Origin of the sequence: Pseudomonas sp. CBC3 (assembly GCF_037967085.1) — a bacterium.
In the GTDB taxonomy this organism is placed as follows: domain Bacteria; phylum Pseudomonadota; class Gammaproteobacteria; order Pseudomonadales; family Pseudomonadaceae; genus Stutzerimonas.
The window spans coordinates 454,284-479,485 of sequence record NZ_JBANEO010000002.1; the positions used below are offsets into that span (position 1 = coordinate 454,284).

The 25,202-nt window shown below is 59.5% G+C and carries 27 protein-coding genes; 21 read left to right on the plus strand and 6 right to left on the minus strand.

The genetic code is table 11. The annotated features are described in order from the left end of the window. The first annotated feature begins 138 nt into the window (after positions 1–138). The 9 genes from V6943_RS09220 to sthA all read left to right on the plus strand — a co-directional run bounded on the left by V6943_RS09220 (position 139) and on the right by sthA (position 8,820). Entirely contained in the window at positions 139–1,476 is a 1,338-nt protein-coding gene (locus V6943_RS09220) for a Na(+)-translocating NADH-quinone reductase subunit A (protein WP_181102730.1), read from the plus strand. A gap of 3 nt (positions 1,477–1,479) precedes the next feature. Beyond that, positions 1,480–2,691, plus strand: coding sequence for an NADH:ubiquinone reductase (Na(+)-transporting) subunit B (locus V6943_RS09225; RefSeq protein ID WP_340553300.1), 1,212 nt, complete (start codon positions 1,480–1,482; stop codon positions 2,689–2,691). Further along, positions 2,684–3,478, plus strand: coding sequence for a Na(+)-translocating NADH-quinone reductase subunit C (locus V6943_RS09230; protein WP_340553301.1), 795 nt, complete (start codon positions 2,684–2,686; stop codon positions 3,476–3,478). Before V6943_RS09225 ends, V6943_RS09230 begins: the two co-directional genes overlap by 8 nt. Continuing rightward, a complete protein-coding gene (locus V6943_RS09235) occupies positions 3,475–4,149 on the plus strand; it encodes an NADH:ubiquinone reductase (Na(+)-transporting) subunit D (RefSeq protein WP_177493019.1) in 675 nt (224 codons plus the stop codon). Before V6943_RS09230 ends, V6943_RS09235 begins: the two co-directional genes overlap by 4 nt. Further along, positions 4,149–4,757, plus strand: coding sequence for an NADH:ubiquinone reductase (Na(+)-transporting) subunit E (gene nqrE / locus V6943_RS09240; protein WP_131648194.1), 609 nt, complete (start codon positions 4,149–4,151; stop codon positions 4,755–4,757). Before V6943_RS09235 ends, nqrE begins: the two co-directional genes overlap by 1 nt. 15 nt (positions 4,758–4,772) lie before the next feature. After that, positions 4,773–5,996 carry an NADH:ubiquinone reductase (Na(+)-transporting) subunit F gene (nqrF, locus tag V6943_RS09245; RefSeq protein WP_131648195.1) on the plus strand — a complete coding sequence of 408 codons (1,224 nt, stop codon included), beginning with the start codon at positions 4,773–4,775 and terminating at the stop codon, positions 5,994–5,996. 1 nt (position 5,997) lies between these two features. Further along, complete coding sequence (locus V6943_RS09250) at positions 5,998–7,023, plus strand: FAD:protein FMN transferase (protein WP_340553302.1); 1,026 nt, start codon at positions 5,998–6,000, stop codon at positions 7,021–7,023. Continuing rightward, positions 7,020–7,250, plus strand: a complete 231-nt coding sequence (gene nqrM / locus V6943_RS09255) for a (Na+)-NQR maturation NqrM (protein ID WP_131648197.1) — start codon at positions 7,020–7,022, stop codon at positions 7,248–7,250. Before V6943_RS09250 ends, nqrM begins: the two co-directional genes overlap by 4 nt. Positions 7,251–7,425: 175 nt before the next feature. Further along, positions 7,426–8,820 (plus strand): Si-specific NAD(P)(+) transhydrogenase, encoded by a 1,395-nt coding sequence (gene sthA / locus V6943_RS09260; RefSeq protein ID WP_131648198.1) that lies wholly within the window; start codon positions 7,426–7,428, stop codon positions 8,818–8,820. A gap of 173 nt (positions 8,821–8,993) precedes the next feature. Here the strand turns inward: sthA and V6943_RS09265 are convergent, their stop codons facing one another. The 3 genes from V6943_RS09265 to V6943_RS09275 are packed head-to-tail and all read right to left on the minus strand — an operon-like array spanning position 8,994 to position 10,592. Further along, positions 8,994–9,716: a glycerophosphodiester phosphodiesterase gene (locus tag V6943_RS09265; RefSeq protein WP_340553303.1), complete on the minus strand. Its 723-nt coding sequence runs from the start codon at positions 9,714–9,716 to the stop codon at positions 8,994–8,996. Next, entirely contained in the window at positions 9,713–10,018 is a 306-nt protein-coding gene (locus V6943_RS09270; RefSeq protein ID WP_131648200.1) for a phosphodiesterase, read from the minus strand. Before V6943_RS09270 ends, V6943_RS09265 begins: the two co-directional genes overlap by 4 nt. A gap of 1 nt (position 10,019) precedes the next feature. Next, positions 10,020–10,592 carry a PilZ domain-containing protein gene (locus V6943_RS09275; protein ID WP_340553304.1) on the minus strand — a complete coding sequence of 191 codons (573 nt, stop codon included), beginning with the start codon at positions 10,590–10,592 and terminating at the stop codon, positions 10,020–10,022. A 99-nt stretch (positions 10,593–10,691) separates the two neighbouring features. Here V6943_RS09275 and V6943_RS09280 point away from each other — a divergent pair, with 99 nt between their 5' ends. From V6943_RS09280 to V6943_RS09290, 3 genes are read left to right on the plus strand one after another with little or no spacing between them, the layout of a single operon-like run. Next, positions 10,692–11,939: a lipoprotein-releasing ABC transporter permease subunit gene (locus V6943_RS09280; RefSeq protein ID WP_340553305.1), complete on the plus strand. Its 1,248-nt coding sequence runs from the start codon at positions 10,692–10,694 to the stop codon at positions 11,937–11,939. A gap of 7 nt (positions 11,940–11,946) precedes the next feature. After that, complete coding sequence (lolD, locus tag V6943_RS09285) at positions 11,947–12,645, plus strand: lipoprotein-releasing ABC transporter ATP-binding protein LolD (protein WP_131648948.1); 699 nt, start codon at positions 11,947–11,949, stop codon at positions 12,643–12,645. After that, positions 12,645–13,892 (plus strand): lipoprotein-releasing ABC transporter permease subunit, encoded by a 1,248-nt coding sequence (locus V6943_RS09290; protein ID WP_340553306.1) that lies wholly within the window; start codon positions 12,645–12,647, stop codon positions 13,890–13,892. Before lolD ends, V6943_RS09290 begins: the two co-directional genes overlap by 1 nt. 201 nt (positions 13,893–14,093) lie before the next feature. On the opposite strand, the gene V6943_RS09295 is transcribed toward V6943_RS09290, so the two are convergent. After that, positions 14,094–14,609, minus strand: a complete 516-nt coding sequence (locus tag V6943_RS09295) for a DUF2062 domain-containing protein (protein ID WP_131648204.1) — start codon at positions 14,607–14,609, stop codon at positions 14,094–14,096. Positions 14,610–14,785: 176 nt separating this feature from the next. On the opposite strand from V6943_RS09295, the gene V6943_RS09300 reads away from it, so the two are divergent. From V6943_RS09300 to murB, 8 genes are all read left to right on the plus strand, one after another. After that, complete coding sequence (locus tag V6943_RS09300; protein ID WP_340553307.1) at positions 14,786–17,011, plus strand: DNA internalization-related competence protein ComEC/Rec2; 2,226 nt, start codon at positions 14,786–14,788, stop codon at positions 17,009–17,011. Between the two features lie 71 nt (positions 17,012–17,082). Then, positions 17,083–17,715 carry a MotA/TolQ/ExbB proton channel family protein gene (locus tag V6943_RS09305; RefSeq protein ID WP_131648205.1) on the plus strand — a complete coding sequence of 211 codons (633 nt, stop codon included), beginning with the start codon at positions 17,083–17,085 and terminating at the stop codon, positions 17,713–17,715. Next, positions 17,712–18,140 carry an ExbD/TolR family protein gene (locus tag V6943_RS09310; RefSeq protein WP_256047891.1) on the plus strand — a complete coding sequence of 143 codons (429 nt, stop codon included), beginning with the start codon at positions 17,712–17,714 and terminating at the stop codon, positions 18,138–18,140. The genes V6943_RS09305 and V6943_RS09310 overlap by 4 nt, the downstream gene beginning before the upstream one ends. Continuing rightward, complete coding sequence (lpxK, locus tag V6943_RS09315) at positions 18,140–19,144, plus strand: tetraacyldisaccharide 4'-kinase (protein ID WP_340553308.1); 1,005 nt, start codon at positions 18,140–18,142, stop codon at positions 19,142–19,144. Before V6943_RS09310 ends, lpxK begins: the two co-directional genes overlap by 1 nt. A gap of 41 nt (positions 19,145–19,185) precedes the next feature. Continuing rightward, positions 19,186–19,371: a Trm112 family protein gene (locus tag V6943_RS09320; RefSeq protein WP_131648208.1), complete on the plus strand. Its 186-nt coding sequence runs from the start codon at positions 19,186–19,188 to the stop codon at positions 19,369–19,371. Then, positions 19,368–20,132, plus strand: coding sequence for a 3-deoxy-manno-octulosonate cytidylyltransferase (kdsB, locus tag V6943_RS09325; protein WP_131648209.1), 765 nt, complete (start codon positions 19,368–19,370; stop codon positions 20,130–20,132). Before V6943_RS09320 ends, kdsB begins: the two co-directional genes overlap by 4 nt. Positions 20,133–20,134: 2 nt before the next feature. Continuing rightward, on the plus strand, positions 20,135–20,599 hold the full coding sequence (locus V6943_RS09330) for a low molecular weight protein-tyrosine-phosphatase (protein WP_181102720.1): 465 nt from the start codon (positions 20,135–20,137) through the stop codon (positions 20,597–20,599). After that, positions 20,596–21,615, plus strand: a complete 1,020-nt coding sequence (murB, locus tag V6943_RS09335; RefSeq protein ID WP_340553309.1) for a UDP-N-acetylmuramate dehydrogenase — start codon at positions 20,596–20,598, stop codon at positions 21,613–21,615. Before V6943_RS09330 ends, murB begins: the two co-directional genes overlap by 4 nt. Before the next feature lie 103 nt (positions 21,616–21,718). Here murB and fdxA read toward each other — a convergent pair whose 3' ends face one another. Next, on the minus strand, positions 21,719–22,042 hold the full coding sequence (gene fdxA, locus V6943_RS09340) for a ferredoxin FdxA (protein ID WP_014851990.1): 324 nt from the start codon (positions 22,040–22,042) through the stop codon (positions 21,719–21,721). Positions 22,043–22,171: 129 nt separating this feature from the next. Next, complete coding sequence (mutS, locus tag V6943_RS09345; protein WP_340553689.1) at positions 22,172–24,739, minus strand: DNA mismatch repair protein MutS; 2,568 nt, start codon at positions 24,737–24,739, stop codon at positions 22,172–22,174. 279 nt (positions 24,740–25,018) lie between these two features. On the opposite strand from mutS, the gene V6943_RS09350 reads away from it, so the two are divergent. Beyond that, positions 25,019–25,186 carry a hypothetical protein gene (locus V6943_RS09350; RefSeq protein ID WP_165914191.1) on the plus strand — a complete coding sequence of 56 codons (168 nt, stop codon included), beginning with the start codon at positions 25,019–25,021 and terminating at the stop codon, positions 25,184–25,186. Positions 25,187–25,202 lie beyond the last annotated feature (16 nt).

Consider the following 25,202-nt stretch of genomic DNA (forward strand, 5'->3'; position numbering starts at 1 on the left):
TCTATAATCGGGCGGATTTCTACTTGGGACCTGCGGCATGGCGTCGCGCTGATAAATCATCAGTGCGTGTCGTGCAATTCGACTTTGAGCTAGGTCGCAGGCTCGTAAAAAAGCCTTCAATCAGTGGTTAGCGAACCGATGATCAATATAAAACGTGGGCTTGATTTGCCCATTGCAGGTGCGCCGGCGCAGCGTATCGAGGCTGCAAGGCCCGTGCGAAGCGTCGCGGTTTTGGGATTTGACTACCCGGGCATGAAGCCGACCATGGACGTTCAGGTGGGTGATCGGGTCAAGTTGGGGCAGGTTCTGTTCTCGGACAAAAAGACGCCTGGAGTCGTTTTCACGGCGCCTGGCGCCGGCGTTGTCAGTGCAGTTCATCGTGGTGAGAAGCGGGTCCTGCAGTCGGTGGTCATCGACTTGGACGGAACGGACGAAGTGACGTTCAGCCAGTATGGTGCAGCCGAACTCGAAGGGCTCAGCGATGTGCAGGTTCGTGAGAATCTCCAGCAGTCGGGCCTCTGGGCTGCCCTGCGCACGCGTCCATACAGTAAAGTGCCGGCGATCGATGCCGTGCCCAATTCCATTTTCGTCACGGCAATCGACACCCATCCGTTGGCAGCCGATCCATCGATCATAATTGCTGAACGTGCGGCTGATTTCGAAGCTGGCCTCAAGGTTCTCGGCAATCTGGGCAAGCTGTTTCTTTGCAAGGCCGATGGCGCCTCGCTGCCAGGCGAACAGCTCGCCAAGGTCAAGACCGAGAGTTTTGCCGGGCCGCATCCTGCGGGTCTCGCTGGTACGCATATCCACTTCCTTGATCCCGTCAGCGCCAGTAAAAGCGTCTGGACCATTGGCTATCAAGATGTCATTGCCATAGGTGCGCTATTTACGAGCGGTCGCCTGTCGGTTGAGCGAGTGGTATCGCTTGCCGGCCCTGTAGTTGAACAACCGCGCCTGGTGCGCACCCGTCTGGGCGCCAACCTGGATGAACTGACTGCAGGCGAATTGCAGCTGGGAGCCAACCGCGTCGTTTCCGGTTCGTTGCTTGGTGGTCGTACCGCCCATGGCGCCTTCGCCTATCTCGGTCGCTACCATCAGCAGGTTTCCTGCCTGCGCGAGGGCAAGGAGCGCGAGATGCTGCATTACATGCGTCTGGGACGAACCAAGCACTCGGTGCTCAATATCTTCATTTCCAAGCTCAATGCCGGTAAGAAATTCGCGTTCTCTACTTCCACCAACGGCAGCCCGCGCGCGATGGTGCCGGTTGGCAACTACGAGGAAGTGATGCCGCTCGATATCCTGCCGACTCAATTGTTGCGCTCGCTGATCGTAGGCGACACCGAGGTGGCGCAGAAGCTTGGCTGCCTGGAACTCGACGAAGAGGATCTGGCGCTGTGCAGCTATGTCTGCGCTGGCAAATACGAATACGGCCCGATCCTGCGGGACAATCTGACCCGCATCGAGAAGGAGGGGTAAGGCATGGGCATTCGCGCATTCCTCGACAAGATCGAGCATCATTTTGAAAAGGGCGGCAAGTACGAGAAGTGGTACGCACTGTACGAAGCCGCCGATACCTTCCTCTATCGTCCGGGCAGCGTCACCAAGACCACTGCGCACGTGCGTGACGGCATCGACCTCAAGCGGATGATGATTACCGTCTGGATGTGCACCTTCCCGGCGATGTTCTTCGGCATGTGGAACGTGGGCTATCAGGCCAACCTGATTTTCGCGCAGAGCCCCGATCTGCTGGCTGCGCAGGAAGGCTGGCGCTTTGCGCTGATCGGCGCTCTGGCCGGCTTCGATCCGACCAGTTTGTGGGATAACTTCATCCAGGGGGCGGCCTACTTCCTGCCGATCTACGCGGTGACCTTCATCGTCGGCGGTTTCTGGGAAGTGCTGTTCGCATCCATTCGCAAACATGAGGTCAACGAAGGCTTCTTCGTCACTTCGGTGCTGTTCGCATTGATTCTGCCGCCGAGCATCCCGCTGTGGCAGGTGGCGCTGGGCATCAGCTTCGGCGTAGTGATTGGCAAGGAAATCTTCGGCGGCACCGGCAAGAACTTCCTTAACCCGGCTTTGACCGCTCGTGCTTTCCTATTCTTCGCCTATCCGGCGCAGATGTCTGGTGACGCGGTGTGGACATCCGTGGATGGTTTCTCTGGTGCGACCGCACTCAGCCTCGGCTTCGTCGGCGGTATCGAGAATATCATCGGCAACGGCATCACTTGGATGGATGCATTCATCGGTACCGTGCATGGCTCGATCGGAGAAACCAGCACGTTGGCGATCTTCATCGGCGGCGCGGTGCTGCTGCTGACCAAGATTGCCTCTTGGCGCATCGTTTCCGGCGTGATGATTGGCATGATTGTGCTGAGCTACCTGTTCAACCTGATCGGTTCCGACACCAATCCGCTGTTCGGCATGCCTTGGTACTGGCATATGGTGGTGGGCGGTTTCGCCTTCGGTCTGATTTTCATGGCGACCGATCCGGTTTCGGCCTCCATGACCAATACCGGAAAGTGGGTATTCGGCATCCTCATTGGTGTGATGGTCGTGCTGATCCGCGTGGTCAACCCTGCCTTCCCGGAAGGCATGATGCTGGCGATTCTGTTCGCCAACCTGTGTGCACCGCTGATTGACCATTTTGTCATTCAGGCCAATATCAAGCGGAGGCTGGCACGTAATGTCTAGTCAGAAAGAATCAACCGTTCGTACGCTGACGGTAGCCCTATTGGTCTGCCTGGTGTGCTCCATTTTCGTTGCGGGCGCCGCTGTGGCGCTGCGCCCGACGCAGCTGGAAAATCGCTTGCTGGACAAACAACGCAGCATTCTGGCGATCGCCGGCCTGGGTGAGGCTGGAATGTCCGGCAACCAGGTCAAGCAGCTGTTTAACGAGCGTATCGTTGCCCGCCTAGTCGATCTGGAAATTGGCAAGTTCAGCGATGAATTCGATGCCACGACTTTCGATCCGCTGGTTGCTGCCAAGGATCCAGCTTTGTCCGAAGCGCTACCGAGCGACGAGGACATCGCCTCGATCAAGCGCCGCGAGCGTTACAGCACCGTTTATATCGTTGAAGGGGAGAGTGCGGGCGAGATCGATACGCTGATCCTGCCTGTTCGTGGCTACGGCCTGTGGTCAACTCTCTACGGCTTTATGGCGGTCGAAGGCGATCTCGACACCATTGCCGGCTTTGGTTTCTACCAGCATGGCGAAACTCCCGGCCTGGGTGGTGAGGTCGATAATCCGATATGGCGCGGTCAGTGGCCCGGCAAGGAGCTGTTCGATGACAACGGCAACCTTGCTGTGCAAATCGTCAAGGGCAGCGTGGATCCGCAGAGCCCAAAGGCGAATCACCAAGTCGATGGCCTGGCAGGTGCAACGCTGACCAGCAACGGTGTAAACAACCTGCTGCACTTCTGGCTAGGCGAGAATGGCTTCGGCACCTTTATCGCTAATCTGCGCGCAGGGGAGGCATGAGCATGTCGCAACCTACAATCAAGCAAGTCCTGTTCGATCCGATTTTCAACAACAACCCCATCGGCCTGCAGATTCTCGGAATCTGCTCGGCGCTGGCGGTTACTTCCAACCTCAATACTGCGTTAGTGATGTCTGTCGCGCTGACGCTTGTGGTTGCGTTCTCCAACTTGTTCATTTCGATGATCCGCAGCCAGATCCCGAGCTCGATCCGCATGATCGTGCAAATGGTGATTATTGCCTCGCTGGTGATCCTGGTTGATCAGGTGCTCAAGGCTTATGCATTCTCGCTATCAAAGCAGTTGTCGGTCTTTGTCGGTCTGATCATCACCAACTGCATCGTGATGGGACGTGCCGAGGCGTTCGCCATGCAGAACCCGCCGATGCTGTCGTTCTTCGACGGATTGGGTAACGGTCTGGGCTACAGCGCCATGCTGATCGCGCTTGGCATCATTCGCGAGCTGTTCGGTGCGGGCAAGTTGATGGGCTATACCATCTTCCCTGTGGTCAACGACGGTGGCTGGTATCTACCAAACGGCATGATGCTGCTTCCTCCTTCGGCGTTCTTCCTGATCGGTCTATTCATTTGGGGCATCCGTGCCTGGAAGAGGGAGCAGGTCGAGAAGCCGTCCTTCAAGATGGCGCCGCAAGTCTCTAACAAGGAGGCTTACTAATGGAGCATTACATCAGCCTGTTCGTCCGTGCCGTGTTCATCGAGAACATGGCCCTGGCGTTCTTCCTCGGCATGTGTACCTTCATCGCGATCTCGAAGAAGGTGGAAACGGCGATTGGCTTGGGTATCGCGGTTATCGTGGTCCAAGCCATCACCGTGCCGGCCAACAACCTGATCTACACCTATCTGCTCAAGGCGGGTGCGCTGTCGTGGGCCGGTTTGCCTGAAGTGGACCTGAGCTTCCTCGGGCTACTCAGCTACATCGGCGTGATCGCGGCCATCGTGCAGATCCTCGAGATGACCCTCGATAAGTACGTGCCCAGCCTCTACAACGCGCTGGGTGTGTTCCTGCCACTGATCACCGTGAACTGCGCCATCATGGGCGGCACCTTGTTCATGGTCGAGCGTGATTACAACTTGGCGGAAAGTACTGTCTATGGCGTTGGTTCGGGCTTGTCCTGGGCACTGGCCATCGCTTTGCTGGCGGGCATCCGCGAGAAGCTGAAGTACAGCGATGTACCGGATGGTCTGCAGGGTCTGGGCATCACCTTCATCACCATCGGCCTGATGTCGCTGGGCTTCATGTCATTCTCTGGCGTACAGCTCTAAGGACGGGATGAACAGATGAGTTACGAAATTTTCCTCGCCATCGGTATGTTCACCGCCATCGTGCTTGCGCTGGTGGTGATCATCCTGGCGGCGCGCGCCAAGCTGGTTTCTAGCGGCGATATCAACATCGAGATCAACGGCGAACGCACTATTACCGTGCCCGCCGGCGGCAAGCTGTTGCAGACTCTCGCGTCGAATAACATCTTCCTCTCGTCCGCCTGTGGTGGTGGCGGCACCTGCGCGCAGTGCAAGTGCATCGTCGAGAGCGGTGGTGGCGAGATGCTGCCCACCGAAGAGTCGCACTTCACTCGTCGCGAGGCAGGGGAGGGCTGGCGTCTGTCCTGCCAGACTCCGGTCAAGGCAGACATGAAGATCGAGGTGCCGGAAGAAGTCTTCGGCGTGAAGAAGTGGGAATGCACGGTGGAGTCCAACCCCAACGTGGCCACCTTCATCAAGGAGTTGACCCTTAAGCTGCCCGAAGGCGAGAACGTTGACTTCCGTGCCGGCGGTTACGTGCAGCTGGAGTGCCCACCGCACACGGTGGCCTACAAGGATTTCGATATTCAAGAGGAGTATCGCGGCGACTGGGACAAGTTCAACCAGTGGAAATACGTTTCCAAGGTTGAGGAAACAGTGATTCGCGCCTATTCCATGGCCAACTATCCCGAAGAAGTCGGCCTTGTGAAATTCAATATCCGCATCGCTTCGCCGCCTCCGGGTAAGGATCACTTGCCACCGGGGCAGATGTCGTCGTGGGTATTCAATCTCAAACCGGGTGACAAGGTCACCGTTTACGGGCCCTTCGGTGAGTTTTTCGCCAAGGATACCGATGCCGAAATGGTCTTCATCGGCGGCGGCGCCGGTATGGCACCGATGCGTTCGCACATCTTCGATCAGCTCAAGCGTTTGAAGTCCAAGCGCAAGATGACCTTCTGGTATGGCGCACGCTCCATGCGCGAAGCGTTCTACGTCGAAGAGTACGATCAGCTGCAGGCCGAGAATGAAAACTTCGAGTGGCACTTGGCTCTATCCGATCCTCAGCCTGAAGATAACTGGGAAGGCCCGACCGGCTTCATTCACAACGTGCTGTTTGAGAACTATCTGAAGGATCATCCGGCGCCGGAAGATTGCGAGTTCTACATGTGCGGCCCACCGATGATGAATGCCTCGGTCATTAAGATGCTTACCGACATGGGCGTGGAACCGGAGAATATCCTGCTCGACGACTTCGGCGGCTAGCATGACCCACGCGTTATTGCAGCCCGTCATCGTTGCCGCCTTGGCGGCAGCCCTGACGGGCTGTCTTTTTCAGGACAAAGTGGAAAGCTTCGGCGGCCCGACCATGGGCAGCACCTATTCGGTGAAGTACGTGGCGGGCGACCAGGCCGCCAACAAGGCACAGCTACAGCGTGACACCGAGTCGATACTGGCGGAGATCGACAAGCAACTGTCGACCTATCGCTCTGATTCGGATATCGAAGTTTTCAATGCCTTGCCTGCCGGTGAATGCATGGCCATGCCGAGCGGCGTGCGCGAGTTGGTCATGGCAGGACAGCGGCTTTCGGAGGAAAGCGACGGTGCTCTAGATCTCACCATCGAGCCGCTGCTCAACCTCTGGGGCTTTGGTCCTCAGGGACGAGGCGAGCGGGTTCCGTCGGCGGAAGAGATCGCCAGGGTTCGACAGGATGTCGGCCAGCAGCATCTGCGGGTCGAAGGCGAGCAACTTTGCAAGATCAGGGCCGTGCAGGTCGATTTCAACAGCATCGCCGCAGGCTACGCGGTGGATCAGGTGGCGGGAACGCTCGAGGCATCTGGCGTTAGCAGCTATCTGGTAGAAATCACTGGTGAGCTCAAGGCTCGAGGCCGTAAGCCGGACGGTGCGCCTTGGCGCATCGCTATCGAAGCGCCGCATGATGATGAGCGCGTCGCTCAACGGATCATCGAGCTGGATGGCTATGCCGTTTCCACCTCCGGCGACTATCGCAACTATTTCGAGCGTGACGGCAAACGTTATTCCCACACGCTCGATCCGCAGACCGGTGTCCCTATCGATCATCACCTGGCAGCTGTAACGGTTGTCGATCCCTCGACATTGCGTGCCGATGGCTTGTCTACTGTGCTCATGGTGTTGGGTCCCGACCGGGGGTTAGCGTATGCGGCAGAGCGTAAAATCGCAGCGCTCTTCGTCATTCGCGAAGGGCGTAAATTCGTAAGCAGAAGCACCGAGGCGTTCGATGAACTGTTCGGTGCGGGAGTAGAGCAATGACTTGGTTAATTGTTTTTCTCGTCATGTTGTTGGTCGTGTTCGGCATGTCCATCGGTGTGATCATGGGGCGCAAGCCCATTGCTGGTTCCTGTGGCGGTATCGCCAACCTTGGCATTGAGAAGGAGTGCTCGATCTGCGGCGGAAGCCGCGAGAAATGCGAGGAGGTCAACAAGGAGACGAGCCAGGGTGCAGAAGCGGATCTCGCATACGACGCGACCAGACGCTGACAGTGGGCGTTGATCGGACTGCCGGCTTCAGCCATCGGACTCCAAGGTGCTGAGTTTCGCGTCGATGCCGCACGGATTCTCGGCGCATGACTCAAGGCACCGATGCGCAAGCGATCTTGCTGGTCGACCAATTCGTTAAAGCAGCAGGGTTCCTGCTGCGTGTTCAGGGGGGAATATGGCTGTCTACAATTACGATGTAGTGGTATTGGGCTCGGGGCCAGCCGGCGAAGGCGCGGCGATGAACGCGGTCAAAGCGGGGCGCAAGGTAGCCGTAATCGATAGCAGACCGCACGTCGGTGGCAACTCTACCCATCTGGGTACCATCCCTTCCAAAGCGCTGCGCCATTCGGTGCGGCAGATCATGCAATACAACACCAATCCGTTGTTTCGCCAGATTGGCGAGCCGCGCTGGTTTTCGTTCCCCGATGTACTAAAGAGTGCTGAGAGCGTAATCGCCAAGCAGGTGACTTCGCGCACCGGCTATTACGCACGTAACCGCATCGACATCTTCTTCGGCACCGCGAGTTTCGCTGATGAGCAAACGGTGGAAGTCGTCAGTGCCAACGGCATGGTGGAAAAGCTGGTGGCCGGCCAGTTCATCATCGCCACCGGTTCGCGCCCTTATCGTCCCTCCGACGTCGACTTCTCGCACCCGCGCGTCTACGACAGCGACACCATTCTGACCCTGAGCCATACACCGCGCCGGCTGATTATTTATGGCGCCGGGGTGATCGGATCCGAGTATGCGTCGATTTTCAGTGGACTGGGTGTGCTGGTCGACCTGATCGACAATCGCGATCAGTTGCTGAGCTTCCTCGACGATGAAATCTCCGATGCGCTCAGCTATCACCTGCGCAACAACAACGTGCTGATCCGCCATAACGAGGAATACGAGCGCGTTGAGGGTGTCGACAACGGTGTCATCCTGCACCTCAAGTCAGGTAAGAAGATCAAGGCAGATGCCTTCCTTTGGTGCAATGGGCGGACCGGTAACACCGACAAGCTTGCGTTGGAAAACATCGGTCTGAAGGTCAACAGCCGCGGGCAGATAAAAGTAGACGAGCATTACCGTACCGACGTGGGCAACATCTACGCGGCTGGAGACGTGATCGGCTGGCCCTCGCTGGCCAGTGCTGCGTATGACCAGGGGCGTTCGGCCGCTGGCAGCATCGTCGAGAACGACAGCTGGCGCTTCGTTGATGACGTGCCGACCGGCATCTACACCATTCCGGAGATCAGTTCGATCGGTAAGAACGAGCGTGAACTCACCGAGGCGAAGGTCCCCTACGAAGTGGGCAAAGCGTTCTTCAAAGGAATGGCGCGGGCGCAGATCTCAGCCGAACCGGTCGGTATGCTGAAAATACTCTTCCATCGCGAGACGCTGGCGGTGCTTGGCGTGCATTGCTTTGGCTATCAGGCTTCGGAAATCGTCCACATCGGCCAGGCGATCATGAATCAGCCGGGTGAGGCGAATACGATCAAGTACTTCATCAACACCACGTTCAACTACCCGACCATGGCCGAAGCCTATCGCGTCGCTGCATTCGACGGACTAAACCGGCTTTTTTGAGCGGCTCCGACCGGTGGCCTGAGCCGGTCGGAGAGGTTACCCGAAATTGGCGCTGGCCAAATCGGGAGAGTTTTTGATCAGGTAGAAGCAGCTGGAAGGTGGAAGTAAAAGCAGGAAGAGCGCTTGACGGTTTTTCTGCACCAGCTTCCAGCTTCCAGCTTCCAGCTTCCAGCTTATCGCTTGGCCAGTGTTTCAGCCGCCAAACCGGGAAAGTCGGTAATCAGGCTGTCCACACCAAAATCGGCGAGCCGGCGCATCAGCGCCGGTTCGTTCACCGTCCAGACCGATACGTGCAGGCCTTGCTGGCGAGCTTTCGCGATCCGCTCGGGCGTGCATAGCGTCCATTTCAGTGCCAGCAGATCGCAGTCGTATTGCTTGGCCACTTTCAGCGGGTCGAGCCAGGCGTATTCGGCCACCAGACCGCAAGAAATTTCCGGCGTCAGTCGCTTCAGCGCCCGCAACACTTCCCGCGATCCGGACGTGACCGTGATTCGATCAAGCAGGCCGTGACGTTCGGCCAGCTCACGGATTGCCAGCACCGAGCGTGCGGCACGGACTCTGGAGGCGCTTTTGACTTCCAGCTGCCAGTGGTCGAACGCGCATTTCTCGAACAGCTCCGACAGGCGCGGAATAGGGCAGGGCTGTTTCCAGCCAGGCCCACCCTGGCGTGCATCGTAATGAATCAGTTCTTCGGCGTCGTGCTCCACGACCTTGCCCCGCTGCCCGGTGGTGCGCTTGAGCGTCGGGTCATGGATGACCATCAGTTCGCCGTCTTTGGACAGATGCAGATCCAGTTCGCAGCGACGCACGCCATGGTCGAGGCACTGCTGGAAACTGACCAGGGTATTTTCCGGGGCTTCGCCCTTAGCGCCTCGATGTCCGTAGATCAGAGTCACGGTTGTATGCCTCGCTGTAGCGGCGTGATGCGTTGATGATGCTGGACGCTGTTGATGACCCGGTTGCCCTCGAAGTAGACGGAAAATTCACGGTAATCCCAGCGCGTGATGGGCGGCTGGCCCACGGCAGGGTGTTCCTCATCGGCGAGACCGAAGCGGTCCAGTACCAGATTCTTGGAGTCGCCCCGAATGGGCATGGCTAGCTCGGCAGAGCCCTGATGGCCAACGGGAATACGGATGATGTCGGCATGTGCCGGGATGCAGAGTGCGATTGTCAGGAAGGGGATCACTAACCGAGGCATTTCAAGTTCCTTGCAGGCTCTCACGGGCCAGGCGTCGTTCAGTCGCCTGTTTCTGAAGGATATGTCGAGCGAGCAGTTGCCGTTGTGCATCAGTCAGCGCTTCGAAGGACGTACCGATTGCAAACCGATTCTCGTCGAGTGCCTGGCAGCTGGCGATGCGTGCGGTAAGCAACATACCCAGGCCCTGCGGCATCAGCACCAGCTTGAGCATCCAGGCCGAACCCTCTTCGAGAGGCTGATCGTTTACGAAGCTGATGCCGCCTTCCGACAGCACGACCGTGCGCGCTGGGGCGAGATTTTTCACCAAGTCTTGCGCCAGTGCCTGGCCGATCAGGTCGATGCGCTTGTTTTGTACCTTCAGATAGTTGGCCAGTGTGCGGTTGCCCTCGGCTATCTGACGTAGGAGATGTTGCGCTTCGAAGTCGAGTTGGTGCAGCTCGCCAAGTAGATCGAACAGCTGGTTTGCGCCGCTGTCCTTGACTGTTGCTGGGTGTTCCAGCGGCAGGATTTCCAGTGCGATCACGTCCTCGATACGGTAGTATTCGCGGCGATCTTCAGTATCTTCTATGGGCATGTCGTTCCCTGGGCTGCAGTGATGGTTTGAGTGTATCAGGCCGCCTGGCAACGTCATTCAGCTTGTTATTTCCGCCAGCGAAAGCGAACCCATCGATTTATGTTCAGACCGCTGTCCGTATATATCGGGGCGCGTTACACACGCGCCAGACGTCGCAGCCTCTTCGTCTCCTTCATATCCTTCACCTCCATGATTGGGCTCGCGCTGGGTGTGCTAGTCATGATCGTCGTGCTGTCGGTGATGAATGGTTTCGACCACGAGATGCGCACCCGTGTGCTGGGCATGGTTCCGCACGCCACGGTCGAAAGCTCGACGCCGATCGACGACTGGCAAACGCTGGGTCAGCGACTCGAGCAGCATCCGCAAGTCGAGGCGGTAGCGCCGTTCATCCAGATGCAGGGTCTGCTGACCAATCGTGGCCAGGTCACCAAGATTCTCATCAATGCGGTGGACCCGGCACTCGAGCCGGATGTATCCATCATCGGTCAGTTCTTCCGCCAAGGGTCGCTGGATAGTTTGCAGCCAGGCGAGTTCGGCATCGTCATCGGCGACAGGGCTGCGGCCAAGCTCGGCGTCGGCGTCGGCGACAAGGTCACCTTCGTCGCGCCGGAAGTGTCGGTCACTCCGGCCGGTGTTTTCCCTCGCATGAAGCGCTTTACCGTTAGCGGTATCTTTCATGTCGGCGCGGGTGAGATCGATGGCTACGTGGCGATGGCCAACATTTCTGACCTCGCGCGATTGCATCGCTGGAAGCCGGATCAGGTCCAGGGGCTGCGCCTGCGTTTCGCCGATCTGTTCCAGGCTCCGCGTATCGCCTGGGAGCTGGCCGGCCAATTGGGCGACGACTTCTATTCCCGCGATTGGACCCGCACGCACGGCAATCTCTATCAGGCGATACGCATGGAAAAGGCCATGATCGGCCTCTTGTTGTTGCTCATCGTCGCGGTAGCCGCCTTCAATATCATTTCCACGCTGGTCATGGTCGTGACGGACAAGCGTGGCGACATCGCCATCCTGCGTACGCTCGGCGCGACGCCCCGTCAGATCATGGCGATCTTCATGGTTCAAGGCACGGTAATCGGCGTTGTCGGTACCTTGGTAGGTGCCTTGCTCGGCATCTTCGCCGCGCTCAATGTCAGCAGTTGGATCGCAGCGCTGGAGCGCTTGATCGGGCACAAGTTTCTCAGTGCCGAGGTGTATTTCATCGATTACCTGCCGTCTCGGCTGATGGCTGCCGACGTGGTGCAGGTCTGTGTCGCGGCGCTCGTCCTGAGCTTTTTCGCCACCCTGTACCCGGCTTGGCGAGCGGCCCGTACCCAACCGGCCGAGGCGTTACGTTATGAGTGAGCTGGTTATGAACGAAAGGTCTTCGAACGACCGCGCGGTACTGAGTTGCCGCAACCTGGGCAAGCGCTACGAGGAAGGCCCGGAGTCGGTCAGCGTGCTGTCCGGATTGCAGCTGGAGCTTTTTCCGGGAGAACGGGTCGCTATCGTCGGCAGTTCCGGGTCGGGCAAGAGTACATTACTGAACCTGCTCGGAGGCCTCGACACGCCCAGCGAAGGCAGCGTCTGGCTGGCCGGCGAAGAACTCTCGGCATTGAGCGAAAAGGATCGCGGGTTGCTGCGTAACCGCGCGCTGGGCTTCGTTTATCAGTTCCACCATCTGTTACCGGAGTTCACTGCGCTGGAGAATGTATGCATGCCGCTGCTGATCGGCAGGGTGCCGATACCCGAAGCGCGCACGCGGGCCACCGAACTGTTGCAACGGGTCGGGCTTGGCCACCGGTTGGCTCACAAGCCTTCGGAGCTGTCGGGAGGCGAACGCCAGCGTGTGGCGATCGCTCGTGCCTTGGCCAATCGCCCGGCATTGGTGCTACTCGACGAGCCCACTGGCAACCTGGATCACCATACTGCGCAGGGTATTCAGGACCTGATGCTGGAGCTGAGCAGCTCGTTGCGCACAGCCTTTCTTGTCGTGACCCACGACCCGCAACTGGCGGGGCAGATGGATCACATACTGCGTCTGGAAGACGGTCGGCTGGTGGCTGATTGATGTTCAGGCCGCTCAGCATCTTCATTGGCAGTCGTTACACGCGGGCCAAGCGTCGTAACCACTTCATCTCGTTCATCTCCCTGACGTCCATGATCGGCCTCTCGCTGGGTGTGCTGGCGATGATCATGGTGCTTTCGGTCATGAACGGTTTTCAGCGCGAGATGAGCAATCGCATTCTCGGAATGGTCCCGCATGCCGTTATCGCAGGCGACGGACAGCCAGTGGATGATTGGCAAGCGTTGGCTGACCAGGTAATGGCGCATCCTGAAGTGCTCGGCGCCGCGCCGATTACACAGCTCGAAGGCATGCTTTCCTTCAAAGGGGCCATGCAGCCTATCGAGATCAAGGGTATCGATCCGCAGACGGAAGGGGAGGTATCGATCCTCGGCTCGAAAATGATGGCTGGCAGGCTCGACGACCTCAAGCCGGGCGAGTCCGGGGTCATTCTCGGTTTGATGACCGCGCGTCGATTCGGCCTGAAACTGGGCGACAAGCTCACTCTGATCGTGCCGGAGCTCAGCGATACGCCCGGAGGTGTCACGCCGCGCATGCAGCGCCTGAATGTCGTAGGAGTGTTTAAGGTCGGTGCCGAGCTGGACGGCAGTCTGGCCATGATTCATCGGGCCGATGCGGCGCGGATGCTCCGTTGGCAGCCTGATCAAGTCGACGGCGTGAGGGTCAGGCTGGCGGATCTGTACCGTGCACCTGAAACGACGGCTGAGATCATTGCCAGGCTCGATGGGGACTATCGCGGCGAGGATTGGTCGCTGACCCAGGGCAGTCTGTTCAGTGCGATGAAGATGGAAAAAACCATGATCGGCCTGCTGCTTCTGCTGATCGTGGCGGTTGCCGCGTTCAATATCATCGCGACCTTGATCATGGTAGTCGCCGATAAGCGTGCCGACATCGCGATTCTGCGTACCCTGGGCGCAACGCCCCGTCAGATCATGGCGATCTTCATGGTGCAGGGCAGCATCATCGGCCTGACCGGTACACTAATAGGTACTGTTCTAGGAATCCTTGGCGCGTTGAACGTCAGCGCTCTAGTGGCCTGGCTGGAAAAGGTATCGGGACAGCATATCTTTAGCTCCGATGTGTATTTCATCAGCACGTTGCCGTCCGAATTGCGGTTCGAAGACGTCGTCTTGGTGACGCTTGCGGCACTTGTGCTGAGTTTTCTTGCAACGCTCTATCCCGCCTGGCGCGCTGCACAGACACAGCCCGCCGAAGCACTGCGCTACGAGTAGTGCTGCACGTTGGCAATGCCGTATCGAACCGGCCCTGTTGCGGGCCGATCAATCACTACGGCGGTAAAAGACATTGATCCGTTGAGCGTTGCGCTCAACCGTCGAGCCCGTCTGTGGCTGTAATCAATTCAATGTCGGTGCGCCTTGGCTCGCCATGCTCGTGTATTCAACGGCCTGCCAGCCGTAGGAAATGGGTAAAGGTCAGCGGCGATTCTGCTGGCGTTTGCGCCAGCTGCGGCCAACCCACCAGCGCCAATATGCCTGGGTGGCAACGTAGCCCAATACCGATAGCACTATAGCGACGACGAAGGAGCCTAGATAAAGCGGTTGCCAATGGCTATTGAGCATCTGGCGCACCCAGGCGAGGCTCAATTCCACCGGCATTGGCGAGGCCGGAGTATCCATAAGCCAGGCACCAATCTTATAGTTGCAATAGAAAATCGGCGGCATGGTCAGAGGATTGGTCAGCCATACCAGGCCTATGGCAATTGGCAGGTTGGCTCTGGCGGGCACTGCGCAAACTGCGGCGACGAGCATCTGCATGGGCATGGGGATCATGGCCCAGAACAGGCCGATAGCCATCGCCCTGGAAACGGAATGCCGGTTGAGGTGCAGCAGGTTGGGATCGTGAATCAGCGCGCCAAGAAAGCGCAGGGACTTGTCCTCTTTTATGCGATCCGGGTGCGGCATGTAGCGTTTGAAAAAGCGACGCGGCATGGCGTTTCTCTGGCAGGCGTAAGCACGGCGATTATGCCTGAAACGAGACCCGGCACTGCTAGAGTTTGTGACATTAGGTATACACTGCACCGGCCGACAGGATGTCGAGCTTCGTAGTAGACCACCCGATTATTCGGGTCGCGTTTATTGTTTTGGAAGGGAATCCGGGAGATGTAATGCGTGCAGCGATGCTGGCGCTGGCGGCAGGCCTCCTACTGCTGCGCTTTCTACCGCAGTTACCACCAATGTGGGCGCTGCCCCTCATATTCATAACAGGCCTGGCATTGCTGCCGTTGCGCGTTTGGCCGGGCGCTTTTTTCTGCTTTGGGTTTGGCTGGGCCTGCCTGAGTGCTCATTGGGCGCTGGATGATCGCTTGCCGGTAGACCTCGACGGGCGCACCTTCTGGATGGAAGGACGCGTTACCGGACTGCCGGACATCAGTGATGGCGTGGTGCGGTTCGAACTGGTGGATATTTCGTCGCGCCATGCCGGGCTGCCTTCGCGGGTGCGGTTAGCCTGGTACGGTGGGCCGACATTGCAGGCTGGCGAGCGCTGGCGGCTCGCAGCCAAACTGAAACGACCGCGTGGTCTGGTCAATCCGAACTCGTTCGATTACGAGGCCTGGCTTTTGGCGCAGCGGATCGGTGCCAGCGGCACGATCAAGGCCGGCGAGCGCGTGTCGCTCGCGCAAGGAAACCAGTCGTGGCGCGATCGGCTGCGCCAACGCTTGTTGGCAGTCGATGCGCAGGGGCGCTCGGGCGCAATCGCAGCGCTGGTGGTTGGTGACGACAGTGGTTTGTCTACGTCCGACTGGCGGATCCTTCAAGACACCGGAACCGTGCATTTGATGGTGATCTCGGGACAGCATGTAGGGATGCTGGCCGGTCTGCTTTATGGCCTGGTCGCGCTGATGGCGCGCTGGGGTATCTGGCCACTACGGGTCGCATGGCTACCTTGGGCGTGTGGCTTCGCTTTGGTAGGTGCGCTTGGATACGGCTGGTTGGCGGGCTTCGAAGTGCCGGTGCAACGCGCTTGCATGATGGTCGCGCTGGTGCTTCTGTGGCGCTTGCGCTTTCGACATCTCGGTGTCTGGCTGCCTCTGTTGATCGCGCTCGATGGTGTCCTGCTACTGGATCCGTTGGTAAGCCTGCAACCGGGGTTCTGGCTGTCGTTCCTGGCGGTGACATTACTCGTCCTGATTTTTCGTGGTCGGCTCGGCAGCTGGGTCTGGTGGCGGGCGTTGGGTCGCGCTCAATGGGGTATGGCGTTCGGCTTGTTACCAGTATTGCTTGCGTTGGGCTTGCCGGTCAGCCTGAGCGGTCCGATCGCCAATCTGTTTGCCGTGCCGCTGGTCAGTGCGCTGATTGTACCCTTGTCATTATTAGGTACCTCGCTGTTGTGGCTATCGGATGTCGGCGAGCTGCTGCTATGGCTGGCTGGCGGACTGCTGGCGTTTCTGTTCGATGCGCTGCAATGGCTCGCTGGCTGGCAACCGGCATGGCTGTCAACGTCCTTGCCGCTGTGGAGTTGGTTGCTAGTTGCGCTGGGCATGCTGTTGATCTTGTCGCCTTCCGGAGTGCCGTTCCGGGCGCTGGGCTGGGTGTTCTTCGCGCCGTTGCTATTCCCACCGACGAACGAACCCGCGGTGGGCCAAGCGGAAGTGTGGGTATTCGATGTCGGTCAGGGGCTGGCGGTACTTGTGCGTACGCGTGAGCATGCCTTGCTATATGACGCGGGGCCGCGTTACGGGGACTTCGATATCGGCGAGCGTGTTGTGTTTCCTTCGCTAAGGGCGTTGGGGCTGGCCGATCTAGATCTGCTGATCCTCAGCCATGCTGATAGTGATCATTCGGGAGGCGCCGAGGCAATTCAGCGATTGTTACCGGCAGCACGGGTACTTAGCGGCGAACCGGAGCGACTACCTGCTACGTTGGGCGCCGAGTGGTGCCGTTCAGGAGATCGTTGGGAGTGGGATCAGGTCAGTTTCACGCTTTGGCAATGGCCAGAAAGCAAAAATAGCAACCAGTCTTCTTGCGTACTGTTGGTTGAAGCGGCTGGCGAGCGGCTGTTACTCACCGGGGACATCGATGCGGCAGCGGAACAGGCGCTGATAGCGAGCGATATGCCACTCGAGGTGCGATGGCTGCTGGTGCCGCACCACGGTAGTCGCAGCTCGTCTTCCGCAGCGTTCATCGAGGCGGCGAGTGCTGAGGGGGCGCTGGTCTCGCGCAGTCTTCACAATGCTTTCGGCCATCCACACCCGGACGTCGTGCAGCGTCTGCAAGCATCCAATACGCAGCTTTACGACACCGCCGACCAGGGTGCCATACGAATCCTTCTTGGACGTTTTGAATCCGCGCAGGGATTGCGCGCCGAACGGCGATTCTGGCGGGAAAAATGAGAACCGAGGCCGTCGGCTGCCCATCGACCCTATGCTAGAGTGGCGCCACTTTTTCGAGGGGGATTCATCTCGTGTGGGAGCTGGTTAAAGCGGGCGGCTGGATAATGCTGCCAATCATTTTCTGTTCCATCGCTGCCGCTGGTATCGTCGCCGAAAGGCTGTGGACGCTACGGCCTGCTCGCGTGACCCCGCCGCATCTGCTCGGCCAGGTGTGGAAATGGATCAAGGACAAGAAGCTCAGTAATCAGAAGCTCAAGGAGTTGCGCGCCGATTCGCCGCTAGGCGAGATTCTGGCAGCAGGCCTGGCCAACTCAAAACATGGCCGGGAGATCATGAAAGAGTGCATCGAGGAGGCTGCGGCGCGTGTCGTCCATGACCTTGAGCGTTACCTCAATGCACTGGGCACCATCGCCGGGATCGCGCCACTGCTCGGGTTGCTGGGTACAGTGCTTGGGATGATCGAGATTTTCAGTGCCTTCATGGGCTCCGGCATGGCCAACGCACCGTTGCTCGCAGCGGGCATTTCCAAGGCGTTGATCACCACTGCAGCAGGTCTGATGGTCGGCATCCCGGCATTGTTTTTCCATCGTTTCCTGCTACGCCGCGTCGAAGAACTGGTGGTCGGTATGGAGCAGGAAGCGATCAAGCTGGTCGAGGTCGTACAGGGTGACCGTGACGTCGATCTGGGTGAGGGCAAGGCGTGAAATTTCGACGCAAGGCGCGGGAAAACGTCGATATCGGCCTGGCACCGCTGATCGATGTAGTGTTTATCCTGCTGCTGTTCTTCGTGGTGACGACAACCTTCACCCGTGAAACTCAACTCCAGGTTGATCTGCCTGAAGCGGCCAGCGGTACGCCACCACAGCAAGCCGAGACAAAGCGGCTGGAAGTGGTCATCGATGTCGAAGGCAAATTCACCCTTAATGGCAAGACCTTGATCAAGCATGACCTGAGCACGCTCATGGCAGCACTCAGCAAGGAGTCGGAGGGCGACACCAATCTGCCGATGGTGATCAGCGCCGACGGTAAGACTCCACACCAGGCGGTCATCACGGCCATGGATGCGGCGGGCAAATTGGGCTTTGCACAGCTGCGCATCACTACCGTCGAGGCCCAGCCGGAACCCTGATGTCCTTTGCCGAACGTCTACAGCGAGCCTGGTATGAAGGGCACCCGGCGCTGGCCTTGCTCGCCCCGTTGGAGGCGCTCTATCGGTGGGTGGTCGTCGCCAAACGACAGAAATTTCTAAGTGGCTCGACCGACCGTTATCGGGCTCCGGTACCTGTGGTGGTGGTGGGCAATATCACCGTTGGTGGAACTGGCAAGACGCCCCTAATTCTCTGGCTCATCGAGCATTGTCGCCAGCGCGGCCTCAAGGTCGGCGTGGTCAGTCGGGGTTACGGCGCCACGCCACCGGCCCATCCGTGGCGGGTAATGTCCGAGCAGACAGCGGCTGAGGCGGGCGACGAGCCGCTACTGATCGCGCAACGGACAGGCGTGCCGGTGATGATCGATCCGGATCGCGCCCGTGCGGTTCGCGAGCTGCTTAAGCTCGAATCACTCGACCTGATTCTTTCCGACGATGGGTTGCAGCACTACCGGCTTGCGCGGGATCTTGAGCTGGTACTTATCGATGCCGCCCGCGGGCTCGGCAACCGCCGCTGCCTGCCGGCCGGCCCATTGCGTGAGCCTGTGGAGCGGCTGGAGTCGGTCGATGCGGTGCTTTTCAATGGAGCGCTGGCCGACAGTTCCTCCGGTTTCGCCTTCGCCTTGCAGCCATCACGTTTGGTCGAGTTGGTCAGTGGACAGAGCTGGCCGCTCGATCATTTCCCACCGGGCCAGCAGCTGCATGCGGTCGCCGGAATCGGCAATCCGCAGCGTTTCTTCACCACGCTCGAGGCGCTACACTGGCGACCGATTCCGCACCCCTTCGCCGATCACGCTCGCTATAGCCTGGAGCAGTTGAGTTTCTGCCCCGAGCTTCCCGTGGTGATGACGGAAAAGGATGCGGTCAAATGCCGGGCATTCGCGTTGCCGGGTTGGTGCTATCTGCAGGTGCAGGCCGAGCCGTCGGCGGCGTTTGTGACCTGGTTCGATGCCCAGCTGGACCGACTGCTGCCGGAACACCCCTAAGCCGCTCGACTTGCCTGGTGCGGTCGATCCAAGGACTGCGCATGGATACCAAACTGCTCGATATTCTCGCCTGCCCCCTCTGCAAGGGACCGCTGAAGCTGGCCGACGACAAGTCCGAACTGATCTGCAAGGCTGACGGCATGGCCTTTCCTGTGCGAGACGGGATCCCGGTGATGTTGGAGAGTGAAGCCCGCACCCTCGAAGTGGATGAGCGTCTGGACAAATGAGTAGCGCTTATACCGTTGTGATCCCGGCGCGTTACGCGTCCAGCCGCTTGCCTGGCAAACCGCTGCAAGACATCGCAGGCAAACCGATGATCCGCCACGTCTGGGAACAGGCTTGCAAGAGTGGTGCGCAACGGGTGGTGGTGGCGACCGATGATCCGCGCATTTTGAAAGCCTGCGAAAACTTTGGTGCGGACGCCGTGCTGACCCGGGTCGAGCACAACTCGGGGACGGATCGCCTTGCCGAAGTAGCGGAAAAGCTGGGCCTCGCGGCAGATGCGATAGTGGTCAATGTGCAAGGCGACGAGCCGTTGATTCCCCCTTCGGTGATCGATCAGGTCGCATTCAACCTGGCCGCGCATCCCGAAGCGGCAATCGCTACCCTTGCCGAGCCGATCAGTGATTCTCAGGCGCTGTTCAATCCGAACGTGGTCAAAGTGCTCAGCGATATCAATGGCTTGGCGCTGACGTTCAGCCGTGCACCACTGCCTTGGGCGCGGGACGAATTTGCACAGGACCGGAATGCTTTGCCGTCCGGCGTTCCATATCGCCGACATATCGGTATCTATGCTTACCGGGCCGGGTTCCTGGCTGACTTCGTAGCTTGGGGCCCCTGCTGGCTGGAGAATACTGAGTGTCTTGAGCAGCTGCGTGCCCTCTGGCACGGCCAGCGTATTCACGTAGCCGATGCGGTCGAGGCGCCTCCGGCAGGGGTCGACACCGCCGAGGATCTCGAGCGCGTCCGTAAGTTGCTAGGAGCCTGAAGGTGAAGGTTCTGTTCGTTTGCATGGGAAATATCTGCCGTTCCCCCACAGCTGAGGCCGTGTTTCGCAAGTGCGTACAGGACGCGCAGCTGGATGATCGGATCAGCATTGACTCGGCTGGAACCGGTGACTGGCATGTTGGTAAGGGGCCGGATCAGCGGTCCTGCCAGGCTGCCGCCAGAAGAGGCTACGATATCAGTGCGCTGAGAGCGCGGCAGGTGGTAGGGGATGACTTCCGGCGCTTCGATCTGATTCTGGCGATGGATCATGACAACTTGGAGCGATTGCAGGCGCTGCGGCCTGCTGATTCGCGCAGTGAACTCGACCTGTTCCTGCGCCGCTACAAGCTGGGCGAGGACGTAGTGCCCGATCCGTATTTTGGTGGCGACGAGGGCTTCGAGCGGGTGCTTGAGTTGGTGGAGAAAGCATCCGCGGCGCTGCTCGACGAAATCCGGGGGCGTCTGTGAGTCTTCTCATCGAACAGAATCGCTCGCTTAAACCATTCAATACCTTCGCCGTCGAGGCACGCGCGACGCGCTTTGCCGAGGCGCATGACGATCAAGAGGTCATCGAAGCCCTCGCAGAGGCTCGGCGTCTCGGCGTTCGACCGTGGGTGCTCGGCGGCGGCAGCAACTTGGTGCTGACCGGGGATGTGGATGCACTGGTGCTGCGTATGGCCAGCAGAGGCATTCGGATTATCGAGGATGACGGAGAGCGGGTGGTGATCGAGGCGGAGGCGGGAGAACCCTGGCATCCCTTCGTGCTGCGCAGTCTGGCGTGCGGCCTGTGCGGGCTGGAAAATCTCAGTCTGATTCCAGGCACCGTCGGCGCCGCGCCCATTCAGAATGTCGGAGCGTACGGCGTCGAGATCAAGGATGTCTTCGCGGGGCTGACAGCATTGGATCGGGAAACCGGGGAGCTCGTTGAGTTTAGTCTGCAGGCGTGCGAATTCGGTTATCGCGACAGCGTGTTCAAGCGCCAGCCCGAGCGCTACATCATTCTGCGGGTGCGCTTCGCGTTGCAGCGCACACCGAATCTCAAGCTCGAATACGGACCGCTTCGGCATTGGTTGCAACAGCATGCTATCGAGTCCCCGACGCCGACGGATGTAAGCCGTGCAATCTGTTCGATTCGCAGCGAGAAACTGCCCGATCCGAGAGTCTTGGGCAACGCCGGCAGCTTCTTCAAGAACCCCTTGGTGTTTCAGGCGGCAGCTGACACCTTGCGCGAGCGCTTTCCGGACCTCGTCGCGTTTGCGCAGGGGGATGGGCAGGTCAAGCTTGCGGCTGGTTGGCTGATCGAACGGGCCGGCTGGAAAGGTTATCGGGAAGGTGATGCTGGCGTGCATAAACTGCAGGCGCTAGTTCTCGTCAACTACGGTGAGGCCACCGGGCGGCAGATTCTGGAGCTTGCTCGGCGCATTCAGAGGGATATTGGCGAGCGTTTCGGTGTGCAGCTGGAAATAGAGCCGAACGTTATATAGCCGACTTGCTGAAGCCCGCTGCTTTCCGGTTGAGTTGACTGCCGAGGATTGAACGAAAAAAGGGATGCAGAAGCATCCCTTTGTCCTTGTTATCGGTAGCGACTCAGCGCTCCAGATACTGCAGCTTGTCTTTCACACCGTCCCATTCTTCGGCGTCAGGCAGCGAGTCCTTCTTCTCGGTGATGTTCGGCCAGACTTCGGCCAGATCGGCGTTCAGCTCAATGTACTCCTGCTGGTCTTCCGGCACCTCGTCTTCGGAGAAAATCGCCTGCGCTGGACACTCCGGCTCGCAGAGCGCGCAATCGATGCACTCGTCCGGGTGAATGACCAGGAAGTTCGGGCCTTCGTAGAAACAGTCCACCGGACAGACTTCTACGCAATCGGTGTACTTGCACTTGATGCAGTTGTCGGTGACGACGAAGGTCATTTCTATTATCTCCTCAGGCGTTTCGGGTGGCGTTGCAGTGATGCCCCCGGTTCGGCAGGCTCAGCGGCACCAGGCAAATGCCGCTCATGTCAAAAAATGCGCGCGATTCTAGCAGCTTTTTGCGGCCCGTCAGATTTGCGTTTTCAGCTTGTATAGCAGCTCCAGCGCCTGACGCGGGGTCAGGCCATCGGGCTGGACCTTGCCCAGCGCCTCGATGACCGGGTGCGGCAGGCTGGCGAACAGGTCGTTCTGCAGCGGCGGCGCGGGTTGGCCGGGCTCTATTTTCGGCATTTCGTGGGGCAGGCTGGTGGTTTCCAGGCGCGACAGATGGTCGCGGGCGCGCTGGATCACTTCGCCCGGCACGCCGGCCAGTTGTGCCACCGCCAGGCCGTAGCTCTGGCTGGCCGGGCCGGGCAATACATGGTGCAGGAAGACGATGCGCTCGTTGTGCTCGGTGGCCGACAGGTGCACGTTGGCCACCACCGGCTCGCTTTCCGGCAGCACGGTCAGCTCGAAATAGTGGGTGGCGAACAGCGTGAACGCACGCAGCTTGGCCAGGTGTTCGGCGGCGGCCCAGGCCAGCGACAGGCCGTCGAAGGTGCTGGTGCCACGGCCCACTTCATCCATCAGCACCAAGCTGCGGTCGCTGGCGTTATGCAGGATGTTGGCGGTTTCGCTCATCTCCACCATGAAAGTGGAGCGACCGCCGGCCAGGTCATCGGAAGAGCCGATACGGGTGAAGATGCGGTCCACCAGCGACAGCTCGCAAGCCTTGGCCGGGACGAAGCTGCCGATCTGTGCCAACAGCACGATCAAGGCGGTCTGGCGCATGTAGGTGGATTTACCACCCATGTTCGGCCCGGTAATCACCAGCATGCGGGTGTCGTCGTCGAGTCCCAGGTCATTGGCGACGAAGGGCGTCTGCAGGACTTGTTCCACTACCGGATGGCGACCCTGTTCGATGCGCAGGCAGGGCTGCTCGACGAAGCGCGGACGATTCAGGTCCAGCGTCAGCGCGCGCTCGGCGAGGTTGCTCAGTACATCTAGTTCGGCCAGCGCGGCGGCGGAGTCCTGCAGCGGCGCCAGATGGCCGATCAGCAGTTCCAGCAATTCCTCGTAGAGCTGTTTTTCACGGGCCAGGGCACGGCTCTTGGCCGATAGCGCCTTGTCTTCGAATTCCTTGAGTTCCGGCGTGATGAAGCGCTCGGCGCCCTTGAGCGTCTGTCGGCGGATGTAATCGGCGGGCGCGGATTCGGCCTGCTTGCTCGGTAGTTCAATGAAATAGCCGTGCACGCGGTTGTAGCCGACCTTGAGGTTGGCCAAGCCCGTGCGTGCCTTCTCACGGGTTTCCAGGTCTATCAAGTACTGGCCGGCGTTTTCGGAGAGCGATTGCAGCTCGTCCAATTCAGCGTCGTAACCGGTCTTGAGCACGCCGCCGTCGCGGATCACTGCCGGCGGGTTGTCGATGACCGCCTTGGCCAGCAGCTCGGCCAGTTTCGGGTAGGTGCGGATGCTCGCGGCCAGTTCGATCAGGTGTGGTGCGACCAGCTCCTGCATGCCCGCTTGTAGTTGTGGCAGGGCGGCCAGAGCGTCGCGCAGCCTTGCCAGGTCGCGCGGCCGAGCGTTGCGCAGGCCGATGCGGGCAAGGATGCGTTCCAGGTCTCCGATGTCCTTGAGCTGCGGCTGGATCTGCTCGAAGCGGTAGTGCTCCAGCAGGCAGGTGATCGAGTCCTGGCGCGCTTCCAATACCTGGTGGTCGCGCAAGGGACGATTCAGCCAGCGGCTCAAAAGACGGCTGCCCATGGCGGTCTGGCAGCGATCGACCACCGATTGCAGGGTGTTGTCGCGACCACCGCCGAGGTTGATATCCAGCTCCAGATTGCGCCGGGTGGCACCGTCGAGCACCACGCTGTCGTCGAGACGCTCATGGCGCAGGCTGCGCAGATGGTGCAGGGCGGTACGCTGGGTTTCCTTGGCATAGGTCAGCAGGCAGCCCGCGGCACCGATGGCCAGGGTCAGCTTTTCGCAGCCGAAGCCTTTCAGGTCCTGGGTCGCGAACTGCTGGCAGAGGCCCTTGAAGGCGCTGTCGCGGTCGAAATCCCAGGGCGCGCGACGGCGCACGCCACGGCGTCTTTCCAACGGCAGGCCTGCGGGCCAGTCATCGGGGATCATCAGTTCGGCGGGGTTCAACCGCTCCACTTCGGCCAGCAGGGTTTCCCAGCCGCCGAATTCCTGCACCGTGAAGCGACCACTGGTGATGTCCAGCACCGAGAGTCCGAACAACCTCTCATCGCCGACGACAGCGGCCAGCAGATTGTCGCGATGTTCATCGAGCAGCGCCTCGTCGCTCACCGTGCCAGGGGTGATGATGCGCACCACCTGGCGTTCTACCGGTCCCTTGCTGGTGGCCGGATCGCCGATTTGCTCACAGATCACCACCGATTCGCCGAGCTTCACCAGCCGGCTGAGATAGCCTTCGGCGGAATGGAAAGGGATGCCGGCCATGGGGATGGCATTGCCAGCCGATTGGCCTCGGGCGGTGAGGGTGATATCCAGCAGCTTGGCGGCCTTCTTGGCGTCCTCGTAGAACAGCTCATAGAAATCCCCCATGCGGTAGAACATCAGCTGGTCCGGGTGCTCGCGCTTGAGCCTCCAGTATTGCTGCATCATCGGGGTATGTTTGGAAAGATCCTGAATATCTTTATTCATCAATGGTTTAGAGCTGTTCGAGTGTTTGCGTTGGGGCAGCATTGCGGCCAAGGCAGTTCGGGTTGCAGTCGCGCCGAATGGTTCGAAGTCGCGGCTCATCCGCTTGGCGGACGCAAGGTTATCACGGCCAGCAGCCTGGGCTAGCGCGCGGTCGGAAGCGAATGCCGACGGGAGACGTCGGGCTGATCCTAACTGGCGGTCTGCACGATCTATCGCTGTGCCGCTCGAATGACAGGAGGCCACAGGCGGCCTCGTTGGAGATGGATGATGCAAGACCAACGCGACCCTAATGATCCCGATTCGTCTGCGCAGCTGCCCGGTGACCCGGAAGGCGCCGGCATCGACGACGCACCCATGTCGGATCCGGACAACGGCGAGCTGACCGACGAGGACGTCGAGCTGTTCGAGGACGATCCAGACATTCCGACGGTCTGAAAAGCTTCCGCTTGAA

Excerpts from the sequence above, each read along its gene's own strand:
- V6943_RS09220 (WP_181102730.1), top strand. The coding sequence starts at position 139 with ATGATCAATATAAAACGTGGGCTTGATTTGCCCATTGCAGGTGCGCCG.
- V6943_RS09225 (WP_340553300.1), top strand. The coding sequence starts at position 1,480 with ATGGGCATTCGCGCATTCCTCGACAAGATCGAGCATCATTTTGAAAAG.
- V6943_RS09230 (WP_340553301.1), top strand. The coding sequence starts at position 2,684 with ATGTCTAGTCAGAAAGAATCAACCGTTCGTACGCTGACGGTAGCCCTA.
- V6943_RS09235 (WP_177493019.1), top strand. The coding sequence starts at position 3,475 with ATGAGCATGTCGCAACCTACAATCAAGCAAGTCCTGTTCGATCCGATT.
- nqrE (WP_131648194.1), top strand. The coding sequence starts at position 4,149 with ATGGAGCATTACATCAGCCTGTTCGTCCGTGCCGTGTTCATCGAGAAC.
- nqrF (WP_131648195.1), top strand. The coding sequence starts at position 4,773 with ATGAGTTACGAAATTTTCCTCGCCATCGGTATGTTCACCGCCATCGTG.
- V6943_RS09250 (WP_340553302.1), top strand. The coding sequence starts at position 5,998 with ATGACCCACGCGTTATTGCAGCCCGTCATCGTTGCCGCCTTGGCGGCA.
- nqrM (WP_131648197.1), top strand. The coding sequence starts at position 7,020 with ATGACTTGGTTAATTGTTTTTCTCGTCATGTTGTTGGTCGTGTTCGGC.
- sthA (WP_131648198.1), top strand. The coding sequence starts at position 7,426 with ATGGCTGTCTACAATTACGATGTAGTGGTATTGGGCTCGGGGCCAGCC.
- V6943_RS09270 (WP_131648200.1), bottom strand. The coding sequence starts at position 10,018 with ATGCCTCGGTTAGTGATCCCCTTCCTGACAATCGCACTCTGCATCCCG.
- V6943_RS09275 (WP_340553304.1), bottom strand. The coding sequence starts at position 10,592 with ATGCCCATAGAAGATACTGAAGATCGCCGCGAATACTACCGTATCGAG.
- V6943_RS09280 (WP_340553305.1), top strand. The coding sequence starts at position 10,692 with ATGTTCAGACCGCTGTCCGTATATATCGGGGCGCGTTACACACGCGCC.
- lolD (WP_131648948.1), top strand. The coding sequence starts at position 11,947 with ATGAACGAAAGGTCTTCGAACGACCGCGCGGTACTGAGTTGCCGCAAC.
- V6943_RS09290 (WP_340553306.1), top strand. The coding sequence starts at position 12,645 with ATGTTCAGGCCGCTCAGCATCTTCATTGGCAGTCGTTACACGCGGGCC.
- V6943_RS09295 (WP_131648204.1), bottom strand. The coding sequence starts at position 14,609 with ATGCCGCGTCGCTTTTTCAAACGCTACATGCCGCACCCGGATCGCATA.
- V6943_RS09300 (WP_340553307.1), top strand. The coding sequence starts at position 14,786 with ATGCGTGCAGCGATGCTGGCGCTGGCGGCAGGCCTCCTACTGCTGCGC.
- lpxK (WP_340553308.1), top strand. The coding sequence starts at position 18,140 with ATGTCCTTTGCCGAACGTCTACAGCGAGCCTGGTATGAAGGGCACCCG.
- V6943_RS09320 (WP_131648208.1), top strand. The coding sequence starts at position 19,186 with ATGGATACCAAACTGCTCGATATTCTCGCCTGCCCCCTCTGCAAGGGA.
- kdsB (WP_131648209.1), top strand. The coding sequence starts at position 19,368 with ATGAGTAGCGCTTATACCGTTGTGATCCCGGCGCGTTACGCGTCCAGC.
- fdxA (WP_014851990.1), bottom strand. The coding sequence starts at position 22,042 with ATGACCTTCGTCGTCACCGACAACTGCATCAAGTGCAAGTACACCGAT.
- V6943_RS09350 (WP_165914191.1), top strand. The coding sequence starts at position 25,019 with ATGCAAGACCAACGCGACCCTAATGATCCCGATTCGTCTGCGCAGCTG.